Here is a 14297-nt window from a genome sequence, read left to right as displayed (position 1 = left end):
TTCGCCCTCCGATTCTTGAAGTTCACATGACCCCAGGGCGTGCCGGGCAGCTCTCCAGTCGGCCAGGTGTCCATCAGTTCGGTTTCGCCGGTTCGAGCCGGACTGGCAGCGACTCCAAGCCGCGTTGGAAGCTGCGTCGCCAGCGCAACTCGGCCCTCCCCGTGGCGAGTTCGATGACGCTGTAGCGGGCAAGTAGAGCGCTCAGTGCCACGTCGCCCTCCAATCGGGCCAGGGGAGCCCCCAGGCAGAAATGCCGTCCGTGGCCGAAGGACAGGTGGGGGTTGTCGACGCGCTCCGAGTCGATACGATCGGCGCCGGCAAACTGGCATGCGTCGCGGTTCGCGGAGGCAATGCCCACGCTGACGACGCTCCCGGCCGGAATGGTCACGCCTCCGAGTTCGATGTCCGCGAGCGCGGTGCGGATGGTTCCGCGCTGTACGGGGCCGTCGTATCGGAGAAACTCGTCGACCACGAGCGGCATCTGCTCGGGTCGGCGACGCAGGGTGTCGGCCAGTTCCGGGTCCGTGCTGATGCTCAACATCGCCGTACTGAGGAAGTTGACCGTGCTCTCGTGTCCGGCCACGAGAAGCAGAAAGGCGGTGGCGACCAGTTCGTCCTGGGTCAGCGCGTCATCGCCATCCCGCATGCGTAGCTGGATCAGCGCGGTGATGAGATCCGGCGCTTGCTCCGGATCCGCAGCCTTCAGGTCCTTGCGCTTCCCCTCGACCAGTTCGGTCATGTAGTTCTGCAGCAGGCGCTTCCCTTCCGCCCGCGACATCGGCAGGTCGGTGATGAAGTCGGAAGCCAGGGTCGCGTCCGACCACTGCCGGAAGTCCGTCCGGTCGGCTGGCGGTACGCCAAGAAGTTCGCAGATCACGAGGACCGGCAGCGGGTAGGCCAGTGTTTCCACCAGATCGGCGTCGCCACATTCGGGCAGCCGGTCGATCAGCTCCCCGACCAGGCTCGCGACGACTGGCCGCATGGCTTCGACCCGTGCCGGTGTGAACGCGCGGTTGACCAGCTTCCGGAGCCGACCGTGCTCTGGCGGGTCGCTGTGCAGCATGTGCGAGCCGCCGAAGCGCACCCGGTCCTCGTCGAGCGGCATCCCTGCGGCGGCCATCGCCGGTGCGGCGTGCGCGAGGTGGTGGGCCAGTCTGTCGTCATTCAATGCCGCGCGCGCTTCGGCGTAACGGGTGACGAAGTACACCGGTAGTCCATCGGGCAGCACTACGGAACAGACTGGCCCCTGCTCGCGCAGGATCTCGTAGGTGGCATGTGGATTGTCGACAAAGGCGTCACCGAACAGGTCCGCATTCGGCTGTTGAGGGTCCGGCATGGGGTCTCCTTAGACTCGGCGTACGGCTGCGGGTACTTCGCCGGAAAGGTCGCGGACCGCCCAGCGCAGGGGACTTAAGAGGCAGCCTCTGGACTGTTTAGCCTGTTCGGAACCCATGCCGTACTCGATAACCCGGGTCCCGACCTCGACGGCCAGCGGGATGGCGGCGTAGAACGACGTGCCGAAGTAGACGTAGTCGGCCCGTGGGTGGTGGTAGTCGGTGCCTGTGAGCAGAGCAGTCAGCCGATCCGCCGTACGAACGAAGAGGGTGAAACCAAGTGTGTGTCCGTCGGCCTCAGCGGTCACAACGAAAATGTCTTCACCGGGAAACGACCGTTGGACTTTGTCGAACCATCCCCGTTCCCGCTCGGAATCGCTCTTTCCGCGATACTTTTCTACGAGCGCGCAGCGTAGATCTATCAGGGGTTTCTCATCTTCCTGTAAATGCCGGACAGAAAATGCGACGCCCGCCTCAGACATGACTCTTATCTCGTGCTTGATTTTATCTCGTCGACGCTTGGGGAACCCGGATAAATAGTCGCCAATTCCGGCGAATTCGATCGACAATTCAGCGCGCTGCGCGACTGTATAGACCTGGAATTTCGCATTGGTCAACGCATCAACCAGTAGATCCGATTCCGGACCCAGATACTGAAAGACCACGCTCCGCATCCCGCGTTCAGTGGCAAGGCGCTCGACGCCGAAAACAAACTCGGCTAGCCGCCGGGGTGCGGCGGAACCCGGCCCTATCGGATAGGCATCGTAATTCGGGTACATGAAAGCCATCGCAGGGAAGATGCGCTCCGGATTCCCGAGTTGCTGCGCGGCGGGCAGGTATGGGTCGAGAAACTGATTATCCGTAGCCGTCGGCACCACCCGGCCCATCATGGCCACCTGCGTTCCATCATCTACCAAGGCGATTCCCACAGATTCGGGCAGCCGACCGTCGGCGACGCTCAACCATGACTCGGAAAGAGTGTGCCGGGAGCCCGCACTGAGCATCGGCCAGTCGATCTCCGTCCGGCAGGTGGCGATAACCATCGCTCGCCCGCCCCTCTGGAATTCTGCGTTCCGTGCGCTCATAGGCGACAAAACGGATCCCTTTCCCTTCACGGAAAGGTCGACGAATCGGGCAGTCGAGACAGTTCCCCCGTTCATCGACAGCGTCTGTGGAGGGTAGCTGGATCTTCTCGAGGCGTCCAGAGTGCCGGTTCCTAAGGGTGCCAATTGGTGACTCATTGGCGATCGCTTGGCGACGTTTGTTAATCTCCGGAGCCACCTGCTGCCCGGCATGTCCAGGGTGCGCCAAATCATTGGGGGAAGCGTTGCGCGAGCAGCCGTCAGAACCTTTTCTGTCCACTTCCGCCCGGCTCATTGGAGTGGGCGCGCACGACGCACTCACAGCGTCGTTGGTACAGCGCGCAGGTTTCAATCTGGCCTGGGTCGGCAGTTTCGAGGCGTCCACCTACCGCCAACTGCCGGACATCAACCTGATCACCAGCACCGAAATGGCCGAAACTGTCCGTGCCGTGCGCTCGGGCTGCGATCTGCCCGTGTTCGTCGATGCCGACAACGGTTACGGCAGCGACGAGACCGCCGTACGTGCCCTCGACATGTTCGCCGCAGCCGGCGCCGACGCTGTCTGCATCGAGGACAACGCCTTCCCCAAGCGCAACTCCCTGTACGCCACGCAGGATCGCAAACTGGAACATTCCGAGGCCTTCGCCGAACGATTGTCACGTCTAATGGGCCGGAAGACCGGACTGAAGATCATCGCCCGCACCGAGGCGTTGACAGCGGGACTAGGCCCGGACGAAGCGGTCCGCCGACTCGAGGCCTACATCGGGGCCGGTGCCGACGCCGTCTTCGTCCAGTGCAACGGTCGCTGCGCCGACCAGCTCCCCGAGGTGGTCACGAGAGTGGCGGGCAAAGCACCCCTGGTGCTCGCTCCAACCTCGCTGCCCGAGACGTCGGCGGACGAATTCTTCGACCTCGGTGCCAACGCAGTCGTCTACGCCAATGTGGTGTCGCGTGCCACGGTCCGGGGCGTGACGCGAATGCTCACTACACTCGGCCGTTCTCGGCGCCTGGACCACATCACCGACGAGCTCTCCGAACTCGACGAAATCTTTGACCTGACCGGCGCTCACGAATGGAATCCGCGGTGAACGACGCGGCCACCAATGCGACGCAGCCGCCCCCTGCCGCCCGGCCCACCGCCCCGGTGCCGCACCCGGCCGCGCTCGACTACTGCTTCGGCGCCGCTGGCGACGAGTCGACCATGATTCGCAACCAAGAGGGCTTCACTACGGCGATGCTGGTACCGCGCGTCCTGACGGGTGCATCAGGCGACCCGACCACCGCTGTGACCGGCGGGACGATCGTGGCGCCGGTGCTCGTCGCACCGATGGGTCTTCAAGGGCTGCTCCACCCACGCGCCGAGGCCGCAGCTGCAGCCGCGGCCGCCGCCGCAGGCCTCGGCTTCTGCCTGTCCACGTTTTCCTCCGCCTCGGCGGCCGAAGTCGTCGCGGCTGCAGGAGACGGGCTGCGGTGGCGCCAGGTCTATCTGACACGCAACGCGGCGCTGAACCAGCATCTGATCGACGAGGCCGAAGACCTCGGCTTCCAGGCGATCGTGGTCACCGTCGACGTCCCTGCGGTCGGCCACCGGCCGCGCGACCTCGCGCACCGCTTCGAGCGATTCGCCGCAGCCCCGCCCGCGTTGGTCAACAGCGCGCCTGTACGGAATATGGCCGCCGAGACCGGCTGCTCCCCCCGCGAGATACTCGACGAGGTGTTCCCGAATCCCGATACCACCTGGGCTGACGTGGCTGCGCTGATTGCTGGCACCCGGCTGCCCGTCCTGGTCAAGGGAATCCTGCATCCTGCCGACGCGCTACACGCCATGGACGTCGGCGCCGCCGGTGTCGTGGTCTCCAACCACGGTGGCCGGCAGTTCGAACGGTCAATAACCAGCATCGAGGCGCTACCCGCCGTGGTCGCGGCCGTCGCAGGCGCTGGGCCGGTCTACTTGGACTCCGGCGTCCGCCGTCCGGCAGACGTTGCCGTCGCACTCTCGCTCGGCGCCCGTGCGGTACTCCTGGGACGGCCCGTGCTCGACGCCCTTGCGGCGGGTGGCGCCGCATCCATCACAGGTGTATTGCAGGACTTCATCCACGGCACCGCTGAAATCATGACGGTACTCGGGGCACACCGGCCGGACGATCTGCGGCAGGCGAAGCCTGCAGCGTCGGTCGGCCTCCGCCGCATTGCACCAGAGACGGGTGGCCCCGCGTGATCACGGCGGAGGAGTTGCTCGACGCACTGGACGGGATCGGATGCCATCAGCTCTGTGGTGTGCCCTGCTCCTATCTCTCCCGGGTATACGACCGCGTAGCCGACGACACCCGCTTCTCCTACGTGCCTGCGGTCCATGAAGGAGCCGGGTTCTCGACGGTCGTGGGCATGATGCTGGCGGGTGACGAGGCGGCACTGTTTGTGCAGAACTCCGGCTTCGGCAACCTCGTCAATCCGCTCACCTCACTGGCGCTGCCCTATCGCATCCCTGTTCTTACCTTCATGACTATGCGGGGCTGGCCGACCGCCGACGCCGGTGAGCCCCAACATGAGGTAATGGGCCGCACGACCATCCCTCTGCTGGAACAACTGGGTCTGCCCCACTACCTCTTGCCGGGCACGGCGACAGATCTCGAGCAGATGCTGATGAGAATCCAGGAGGAGCGGCGCATTGGGCTCCCGAGTTTTATCCTCGTCCCAAGCCGCATCCCGGGAGACAAGCCGCACCCCCGAAACGCTTCTGAGACACGGTCACTGCAGCGCGGGGATGCCATAACCGGGCTCGGCCGGCTGTTCCCAGACGCCCGCTTCGTCAGCAGTACCGGCTATATCTCCCGCGATCTGTTTGCTCAATGCGACCAGCCTGGGAACCTCTATCTCCAAGGCGCGATGGGGCATGCCATCTCGGTTGCGGCGGGGGTGGCACTGCGCCGACCGGAGCTCCGTGTGGTGGCCCTCGACGGAGATGGCAGCGCTCTCATGCACTTGGGGGCGATGTCGACGGTCGGCCACCTCAAGCTGCCCAATCTGGTGCACGTGGTTCTAGACAACGGACGGTACGAGTCGACCGGCGGCCAGATCACCAGCGCCGCCTCCACACAGTTTTCCGAAGTCGCCAAGGCGTGCGGATACCTGCACGCGGTGTCGGTCGGCACGGCCAAGGAGCTGCAAGCGGCGGAACCGATCCTGCGCTCTCGCGGCCCGGTGCTGCTGCACGTCCGTATCGCCGAGAACAGTCCCTCAACGGGCGCGCGCGCCAGCACCACGCTCGCCACCGACGTGCTTGCGCGCCGCTTCGCCGCCAGCGTGCAGGACGGAGGAAGCCATGACAACCCGATTGCAGGTGTGGCCGGGAATCCCGTCCGACTGGGACCGCTGGGTGGGCGATGACCGGGTCGGCACGTCCGAGAGGTCGATGCGGCTGGGCATCGCCCGCTTCGGCAGCGCATTCCGCACGTTCGCTCTCTGTGATGGCGACGATACGCTGGTGGCGCTCGGCGGCACGGTCCTCGACGACCCGCCGGCCAACCGTCGTTCCGACCCCTTCGCGATCCTGTCCGGCGGGTGCACCGACGTCGGACTGATCGCCGAGGGCCCTCACCCGTGGGCTGGCCTGCAGACCTCGGACGTGTTGCCCGGTCTGATGATGATGCACCCGAACTGGCACACCCGGCCCGTCGGTCCGCTGGCGCGCGATCCGAAGACACTCGATCGGTTCGTCGCCGCTCTCCTTGACTGGGCCGCCGACAAAGGACTAGCCGCTCTGTCCTTCCTGTACCTGACTAGTGCGGCACAGCCGCTGCTGCGGGCGCTGGCGTCGGCGGGCGCGGCGGTCGTCCCTCTTGCCTCCTCCTGCGTACTGGACATCACATGGGCCGACTTCGACGGGTACCTGGCCGCACACAGCTACAAGAGGCGGACCGCGATCCGCCGCGAACAGCGGCATCTGGCGGAGCAACAGGTCATGGTCGCCGAGGAAGACCTCGCTCAGGCTGCCAGCGAACTGGCCGATCTACGCTGCGCCTTGGTGGCCAAGTACGGCGGGACACCTCGACCGGAGAAGGAGAGACGTATGATCGCGGAGATCCGGGAACGCTTCGCCCCCGAGGAGACGCTGCTCGTATCAGCCCGCTCGCAGGGACGTCTGGTCAACTTCATGCTGTTCGTCCGCGAGAGCGCCGACTGGAGCGCAGTGCTGACCGGCACCGACTACGTCGGCGGGCTGTCGCGCTTCAGTTACTTCAGCACGGGCTTCTACCATCCGGCGGCGCGCGCCCCCATGGCCGGGATACGCCGCATCCACTACGGCTTCGGTTCCTGGGACGCAAAGGTCCGGCGGGGCTGTCGCAAGGATCCTGTGTGGGCCGCCGGCCTCCGGCTCAACGCCGGAGAGCAGAGCACCGCGGTGGCAAGCGGGGTGACCCATGCTGGATGACCCCACAAGCTGGAAAGACCGGGTCTTCGTGATGGTCAGCCCAGACTGCATCGTCCGACGGCTGGTCCGCGACGTGCTGCGCCGCTTCGCCGAGATCGGCTTGGAGCCGGTGGGCTGGCGCCTCGCCACCGTAACTCCGGACCGGATCGACCGGATGAGCGAGCTCCAGCAGCTGACCGCAGACAAGGTGTACCGGTACCGGGCATTGGATGCGCTTTTCCGCCTGGGACCGGCGCTGATGATCGTGTTAGCCGACCAGCTCGGCAGGTCCGCGGACGACTTCTACGCGCAGGCCAAGGATCTCAAGGGCGACGCCGAACCGTCACACGCCCGGCCTGGGACCATACGGCACGACCTCGGCGCGACTAACAAAGTCCTCAACCTCGTGCACACCTCCGACAGCCCGCAGGCCGCTGCCGCCGAATGCCCCGTCCTGTCCGGTGGTACCGACCCGACGCTCTACTGCAGCAGTGACGTCGAACCGGTCCTGCAGCTTCTAGAGTTCGGCCCTCGCGAGTACAGGGACCACGCCGCGGTGCTCGGCGGTGTCCGTACGCGGCTGACGGCCGCCGTCTGGGCTCAGCTGTCCCCCGCCGCTAGGACACTCGCCGACCGGCTGGTGCGTGACGCAACGATCGGCGATCCGCTCTCAGGCAAGCTCCTGGAGGATGCGCTGAGCGCGGAACAGGTACATCCCCCGGAGGCGGCCACCGTCCTGGGCATGGCCTTCGACGGCTGTGCTCCGGCCGCCGACCTGCACACCGTCCGACGGGTCCTGGCCTGGCACGGCCTACGACTCGACCCCTGGGAGGACGCCGTGCTGACCACGGGCGCGGTGTTCGCCCCCGTCGCCGCTCGGCCGCTGTGACCGCCGACCTGAGCGGGCCCCCGCCGCGCTGGCCTCGCAGCGCCCGGGATGTGTTCGCGGAGGCGATGGATGCCGCAGCCCGCACGGTGACGCTGTGGCAACAGCCCGCTCCCCAGGGCGACGAGGTGCTTCGAGAGGAACTCGGCTGCCTACTCGGGACGGATCCAGAACGGCTGACCATCACGGCGGGCGTTCGGGCAACCGCCCTCACCTATGCCCGCACCAAGCGCCGCATCGCCCTTGAGCGGCCGACCTTTCCAGGCGTGCTGCACACCCTGCGCGCGGCCGGGGCGGACGTGTCCCTGCACTCCTGGGACGAGTTGCTCCGGCGTCCGCCGGCCTCGACCCTCTGGCTGACCTCGCCGTTTCGCAACCCCGACGGCCGGACCCTGACGGTCGGCGAGCGGGATACGCTGACGCGGCTGACCACTTCCGGCCACCGGGTGATCGTCAACGAGGCCTACCGTTGGTTCGGCGCAGAGCCACCCGTCCCAGGAGCGGACCGCCTCGGCACCCTGCACAAGTTAACCGGCCACGGTGTACGCCTCGGCTGGGTGGACAGCGCCGACTTTTTCGGCCGGGCCACTGCGGAGATGCTCGGCACCACGCCCTCCCCAGTGTGGCAGCGAGCCTGGGGGCTCTTCCTGCGTCGCGGCGGCCTGGACGGCCTCATCGACGCGACAGTGGCGCCAACGCTCACCGCCGCCACTCGATTCCACGAGCGCCTTGGGCTCGGCACGGCTCCCGGTCCGCACGTGCTGATCCGTCCCCGTCCCAACGTCGACGAGGAGACTGCACTGCGCCACCTTGCCGAGCATTCGATCAAGCTAAGCCCTGGTGCGGACTTCCTTGCCGATGGTCCTTCCCTACGGGCGAGTTTCACTGGTGCCAGTCCAGGCGCTGGCACCCGCCTCGCAGACCTGCTCAAAAATTCGTCTCTCTTCGCTCCCGATCTGGTGCGTGTCCGGTGACCTTCCGACGCTGCGTCATCGTCGGCGGCGGCCCTGCCGGCTTCGCCCTGGCCGTGAACCTGCTGCGCGGCGGGTCCGGTCTGGACGTTGAGGTCTACGATGCTCCGGCCGCTGGCGGAGTCGGCATCGTCCTGGACTCCGAATTCGTCGAAGCCCTTGCAGTGCGAGACCCCATCAGTGCCGAGCAGATCCGCTCGGTCGCGCAGATCTGGGACACCGTGCGACTCCAGGTCGGCGACCACGAGTTGATCACCGGGGGACACGTGATCCTGGGCATCGAACGGCAGCGCCTGCTCGACGTCCTGCGCGGTCGGGCCTGCAACCTGGGCGCCAAAGTCCACACCAGGCCCTGGGATCCCAGCATGCGACTGGGCCGCGAGGACCTCCTCGTCGGCGCAGATGGAGCTGGCAGCCGGGTCCGCCAGGCACGCGAGGCAGAGCACGCGACCACGCTCAGCGATGGACTCACGCAATACCTCTGGATGCGAACGGACGCCGCTCTCACGCCCGGATTCTGGTTCCGCAGGACGCCGCACGGAGCGTTCGTCGCCCACGTCTACCCGTACGGGCCGAAGCACAGCGCGGTCGTCGTCGAGGCTACATCCCGCACCCTCAGAGCGGCCGGTCTCAACCGCCTGGACCGCCGCGTCGCAGAGACGCAGCTAACCGCATTGTTCGCTGACCAGTTGCACGGGGTACGGCTGCAGTGCAGCACGTTCCCATGGCGCTCCTTCCGGACTGTCGCCAACCGGAGATGGCACACTGGCCGTCAGGTCCTCATCGGCGACGCCGCGCACACCACACACTTCTCGGTGGGTTCCGGTACGCGTCTAGCCATCGAGGACGCCGACGCCCTCGCCGAGTCCCTTGATGACACTCCGAGCGTGGCCGCTCTGAAGCGTTACGAGTCCGTGCGTCGTCCAGCAATCGAGGCGATGCAGACCGACGCGGACAGCAGCAGGCAGTGGTTCGAGGACATTGACCGGCACATTCGGCTCCCCGCCCACCAGCTCGCCTTCGCGCTCCGCACCCGTCGGGACGTCAACACCTGGAGATGGCTGCGACGTCGTGATCCAGCATTCACCGCCAAGGTGCTCGCCAGCGTCCGCACCGACCCCCGGGCGGCGCCCGCGCCTCGGCCGGACCACGACGCCCCCCGACTACAGCCCTTGCGCATCGGGCACTTGACCATGCCTACCCGGCTCGCGGTCATCCGGCCCGACGGCCCGCATCCGCCGGGCACGACACCTGCAGGTCTGGTCCTGTACTCCTCGCGGGCCACCACGTCCGGGGCCGGACCGCTCCCGATCGGGCACATCGTGCCCCCCACCGAAGCTGAGCCGTCATCGACTCCCTGTGTGCTGCTTACCGGCTCCTGGCCGGTACTGCGGCAGCGGCTAGCGAACCGCAGCCCTCAGGCAGGTCAGGCGGTCGGAGTGATGATCGACTGCGTCGGCTGGCGCTCCGAAGACGCGGTGCTGGTCCGCGCAACCGCGGACTTCGTGGTCGTCCCGATGGGGCATCACGGTCAGCGGGTGGAACGGACCGCGCTCGCCGAGCGGATACGCAACGTGCACGCGATGACCGTGCTGCTCTGGGCCACCGACCTGAGCGAGGACGATGCGGACACCCTGATCGGCGCCGGACGTATCGACGGCTACCTGCTGCACTCACCGAACTGGGAAGGGGTAAACCATGCCTGACAATAGCGGTCTCTACTGGCGATGCGTCACGCTGCTTGGCCGCCTGGACGCCACGGACGAGCATCGCAGCGAGGCCGCAGACCTGCTGCCCGCGCTGGATCCGGACGAGTTGTACGGCCAGATCCTAGGCTCCAGGGTCTATCTGCCCGCCCTGGCGAACGTACGCCTGCTTGAGCCCACCTCTCGGACCGCGGCCGTGCTGGGTCACCTCGAGGCGCTCGTCACGCAGGAGCAGCAACGGCGTGCAGCAGCACACGACGAGACCCTCACTGTCCTGACCGGCGCAGCCGCCCGCAACGCACAGGTGATCAAGGGGCTGTCCCTCCGGGAGCACTACGCGCGACCCGAGCTCCGACACGAAGGCGACATAGACCTGCACGTACGCGACTGGTCCTCGGCCTGGTCTGTCGTCGAAATGCTGCGCGCACGCGGCTGGGACTGGGACACCACCGAGTTCTCCTGGCTGAAGTGGACCGACGGCGGTCATCTTTATGGTCAGCTGACCCTCGTCCTGCCCGACAACGAAACGCCGGTAAGCCGAGTAGATCTACACATCGGACCGTTCTCCGTGGGGCACGCCGGAAACATGCCGCTGACCGGATGGCGTATTGCCGACGTCATGGGTGTCAGGTCGACGGTGCCCGACTGCGAGACAGAGCTGGCACTGATAGCAGCCCATGCGCTCAACGACAGCGTGCTGTCCATGAAGGACGTGAACGATCTCCACACCATCCTTCAGCAGCCAGCAAGCACCGACTGGGCAACGGTGGAAGAACTGTGCCGCGCCGCACAGGCCCAGGACGTGCTCGCTCAACTACTTTCGGTCACCGGCAATGTGTACCCGGAGCACGAGGTTCGTTCCGCCACCCGACCGGAAGCGCTGGTGCTGCGGCAGGCCGCAGAGGAACGCGTCGATCGCGCCGCCCGCCTGGCATTGCGCGACGAGCTGGCCCGTCGCGGCAGCGCCGAAGCCGCCGAGCGTATGGCACAGGAGGCACGGCGCTACTACTCGGCCGACCTCCGTCCACGCGTCATCGGTTCCACCGACACGGTGTCGCCACTGGGCCGCAACCGCCACACGTGTGTACGCCTGTTGCCACTCAGCACGTGGTCCCGACTTAAGAAGGACACCCCGGTCCCCCACGTAGTCGAGCACTCCGAGCAGTCGTGGGCACCAGGTCTTCGCCTGGTCACGTCCGGTTCCGGCCAGGTGGTGCGGGCCAGCGACGAGATCTTCGTTCCCACGGTCTGGGGCGATGTCCACCCGACGAGCCTCGCCCTCGCCGACCAGCTGTCTCCGCGTGCATGAGGACCGCTTCGGAGGCCGTCGTCGAGATCGGCGATCACCTGTTGGAGGACCCCAGTTGGAACGACGTCGTCGAACGTAGCGAGGCGTCCATCTTCCACCGTTCCGAGTTGCTGCACGCCTACCGGGCGTACCCGCTGCGGACGACCCTGGGCATGTACTTCCTCGGAGTGCGCTCGACTCGCACATCACGGCTGACAGTGGCTCTGCCGGTGTTCCTGCTGCCTGCGGACGATCCGCTGGGTGTGTGCCCGTCCCTGCTCGCCGGGTTCTCACCCGCAGGGCGCCCGCTCCTGCTTAGCCACAACTGGCACTGCTACGACTCGCGTCTCCCTGCAGTCGATCCGAACCCCGGGACGCTCGCGGCGGTACGCTCGGCGCTCGGCTCACTCGCCCGCGACGTCGGCGCCCAGGCATTCGGGTTCGTGAACGTTCCCGCCGGCGATGTCCTCGCCGACCTGCTCATCGATGTGGGGGCGGACGTGCAGCCCATCGACGCGCGATACGTCCTCGACCTCCGCAGCATGAACTCCGTCGAGGACTACCTGGCCCGGTTGCGTCCGCGGGTCCGACAGGAAATGCGCCGGCACACCCGGGCGATGCATGCCGCGGGCTACCACGTCACCGTCGGACCGCCTGAGGAGGCGGACATGGCTGAGGCGGCCCGGCTGTGCGGCCTCACCTCCGCCAAGCATGGCAATCCCGGCTGGTACGACATCGAGCACCTCACCCGGTTCGGCATGGAGCTACGGGCGCACATACGGCTGATCATGATCCGCCGGGGCACCGAGATCGTCGCTGCCTCGGTGTCGCTACTCGACGGACGGCGTTTCCATAATTGGGCGGGCGGCACCGTGGAGACCGCCGAGCTGTCTTTCAGCCCTTACCAGGTCATGTTGCGGTCCACCATCGAGGCTGCCGTGCTCAGCGGGTGTGCCGTTCTGGAGGGCGGCCGGCGCAACGACGGGTGGAAGGAGCGCTTCGGGTTGAGCCGACTGCCGCTGCTCGGCTGTCTAACATCGGCGGATCACATTGGTGGGAGGGGGATGATGCAGCAATGACTTCGGCAGAGACAACGGAAGACGTCACGGTGCCGGGCAGGCGTGATGTCGGCGTCGTTATGGCGACGCTGGCCCTCGCAGTACTGCTCGCCGCACTCGAACAGACCGTCGTCGCGACGGCATTGCCGACGATCGCAGGCGAGCTGGGCGGCCTGACCAGTATGTCAATGATCGTCACGTCCTATCTGGTGGCGGCGGCGGTCGCCACTCCGATCGCAAGCAAGTGCGGCGACCTGTACGGGCGCCGTCCGGTGTTCCTCGCCGCGATGACCCTGTTCGCGCTCGGGTCCCTGTTCGGCGGCTTGTCGCAGGAACTCTGGCAGTTGGTGGGCGCGAGGGCTCTCCAGGGCGCTGGCGGAGGGGCGCTGATGACCCTGGCGCTGGCCATCGTCGCCGAGGCCGTTCCCACCCGCTACCGGGCCCGATACCAGGGATTCCTCGGCTCGGTCTTCGGTCTTGCCTCGATCGTCGGCCCACTGGTCGGCGGGTACATCACCGAGTACGCCAGCTGGCGATGGATCTTCTTCGTCAACATTCCGCTGTGCGCCCTGATTGCTGCAGCCTCACTGGCGACCATCCCCGTGGGCGCCCGGCGCCGCGGTGCCCACCTCGACATCGCTGGCATCGCGGTGATGACCCTGATGCTGGTGAGCACTCTGGTGACGCTCGACTGGGGCGGCAGTCGGTACGCGTGGTCGTCGCCAGTCATTCTGGGCCTTGCGGCTGTCGCGGTGCTGTCCACGGCTGCGTTCATTCTTGTCGAGCTGCGCACGGCGGAACCGCTCGTTCCGCTGCGCCTGTTTCGGCAGCGCCGGTTCGTTGCCCCCCTGGTGGTGGGTGGGCTAATGGCGATGACGCTGTTCATCGTGGTGACCTATCTGTCGACCTTCCTGCAGTACGCGCTGCGCGTCGAGGCGACCGAAGCGGGGCTGCTGTTGGTGCCGTTCATGATGACGGTCGTCGTGGTCTCCACCGCCGCAGGGGCACTGGCGAGCCGCCGGGACTCGTACCGGATGTTCCCGCGGCTCGGCACCCTGCTAGCCGCTGCTGGCGTTCTCTCCCTCGCGTTCATTCCGGACGATGCCCCTCTCGCCCAAGTGATCGTTTCCGTCGTGGTCCTGGGCGCGGGCTTCGGGATGACCATGCAGCTCATCGTCCTCGCCGCACAGGACGCCGTGCCCAAGGCCGACCTAGGCGTCGGCACGGGGCTCGTGATGCTGGCCCGTTCCTTCGGTGCGGTACTCGGCGTCGCGATCTGGGGGACCCTGTTCGCTGCCCTGTACACGCAGAGCGCCGCCACAGTCCAGGGCCTGCCGGATGCCTCTGCGATCACCCCCGAAGCCCTCGCCGCGATGCCTGCCGGGACCGCGCACGCTACCGCGGCGGCGATCAGCGACTCGCTGCGCACTGTCTTCCAGTGGGCCGCCGTTCCCGCCGCGATCGCCGTGGTCGCCGCATTCGGCATCACCGAGTCACGCCGCAGCGCGGATGCGAAGGCCCCGCACGAGGACTTGAGTTCGCCTTCCCCGCATGAGTAGGG

The 14297-nt window shown here is 66.9% G+C and carries 12 protein-coding genes; 10 read left to right on the top strand and 2 right to left on the bottom strand.

Translation table 11 applies throughout. The features are described from left to right. Positions 1-73 precede the first annotated feature (73 nt). Together OG711_RS38090 and OG711_RS38085 are read right to left on the bottom strand one after the other, a co-directional pair. Positions 74-1336, bottom strand: coding sequence for a cytochrome P450 family protein (locus OG711_RS38090; protein ID WP_329563526.1), 1263 nt, complete (start codon positions 1334-1336; stop codon positions 74-76). Between the two features lie 9 nt (positions 1337-1345). Further along, positions 1346-2377: a GNAT family N-acetyltransferase gene (locus tag OG711_RS38085; protein WP_329563524.1), complete on the bottom strand. Its 1032-nt coding sequence runs from the start codon at positions 2375-2377 to the stop codon at positions 1346-1348. A 338-nt stretch (positions 2378-2715) separates the two neighbouring features. Here OG711_RS38085 and OG711_RS38080 point away from each other — a divergent pair, with 338 nt between their 5' ends. The 10 genes from OG711_RS38080 to OG711_RS38035 are packed head-to-tail and all read left to right on the top strand — an operon-like array spanning position 2716 to position 14295. Beyond that, complete coding sequence (locus OG711_RS38080) at positions 2716-3504, top strand: isocitrate lyase/phosphoenolpyruvate mutase family protein (protein ID WP_329563523.1); 789 nt, start codon at positions 2716-2718, stop codon at positions 3502-3504. After that, positions 3501-4634, top strand: coding sequence for an alpha-hydroxy acid oxidase (locus OG711_RS38075; RefSeq protein ID WP_329563521.1), 1134 nt, complete (start codon positions 3501-3503; stop codon positions 4632-4634). The genes OG711_RS38080 and OG711_RS38075 overlap by 4 nt, the downstream gene beginning before the upstream one ends. After that, positions 4631-5803, top strand: a complete 1173-nt coding sequence (locus tag OG711_RS38070; protein ID WP_329563519.1) for a thiamine pyrophosphate-dependent enzyme — start codon at positions 4631-4633, stop codon at positions 5801-5803. Before OG711_RS38075 ends, OG711_RS38070 begins: the two co-directional genes overlap by 4 nt. Then, positions 5739-6848 (top strand): peptidogalycan biosysnthesis protein, encoded by a 1110-nt coding sequence (locus OG711_RS38065; RefSeq protein WP_329563517.1) that lies wholly within the window; start codon positions 5739-5741, stop codon positions 6846-6848. Before OG711_RS38070 ends, OG711_RS38065 begins: the two co-directional genes overlap by 65 nt. Continuing rightward, on the top strand, positions 6838-7716 hold the full coding sequence (locus OG711_RS38060; RefSeq protein ID WP_329563515.1) for a nucleoside-diphosphate kinase: 879 nt from the start codon (positions 6838-6840) through the stop codon (positions 7714-7716). The genes OG711_RS38065 and OG711_RS38060 overlap by 11 nt, the downstream gene beginning before the upstream one ends. Next, the gene (locus OG711_RS38055) at positions 7713-8687 is read left to right on the top strand and encodes an aminotransferase class I/II-fold pyridoxal phosphate-dependent enzyme (RefSeq protein WP_329563513.1); all 975 of its coding nucleotides are present in this window, start codon (positions 7713-7715) and stop codon (positions 8685-8687) included. The genes OG711_RS38060 and OG711_RS38055 overlap by 4 nt, the downstream gene beginning before the upstream one ends. Further along, positions 8684-10390, top strand: coding sequence for an FAD-dependent monooxygenase (locus OG711_RS38050; protein WP_329563511.1), 1707 nt, complete (start codon positions 8684-8686; stop codon positions 10388-10390). The genes OG711_RS38055 and OG711_RS38050 overlap by 4 nt, the downstream gene beginning before the upstream one ends. Beyond that, the gene (locus OG711_RS38045) at positions 10383-11699 is read left to right on the top strand and encodes a nucleotidyltransferase family protein (RefSeq protein WP_329563509.1); all 1317 of its coding nucleotides are present in this window, start codon (positions 10383-10385) and stop codon (positions 11697-11699) included. The genes OG711_RS38050 and OG711_RS38045 overlap by 8 nt, the downstream gene beginning before the upstream one ends. Beyond that, positions 11696-12757 carry a GNAT family N-acetyltransferase gene (locus OG711_RS38040; protein WP_329563507.1) on the top strand — a complete coding sequence of 354 codons (1062 nt, stop codon included), beginning with the start codon at positions 11696-11698 and terminating at the stop codon, positions 12755-12757. Before OG711_RS38045 ends, OG711_RS38040 begins: the two co-directional genes overlap by 4 nt. Next, entirely contained in the window at positions 12754-14295 is a 1542-nt protein-coding gene (locus OG711_RS38035; RefSeq protein WP_329563505.1) for an MDR family MFS transporter, read from the top strand. Before OG711_RS38040 ends, OG711_RS38035 begins: the two co-directional genes overlap by 4 nt. The last annotated feature ends 2 nt before the right edge of the window (positions 14296-14297 follow it).

This window comes from Streptomyces uncialis (assembly GCF_036250755.1).
Taxonomy (GTDB): domain Bacteria; phylum Actinomycetota; class Actinomycetes; order Streptomycetales; family Streptomycetaceae; genus Streptomyces; species Streptomyces uncialis.
The sequence above is the reverse complement of the archived record's forward strand: the minus strand, read 5'-3'. Positions and strand labels throughout refer to the sequence as shown.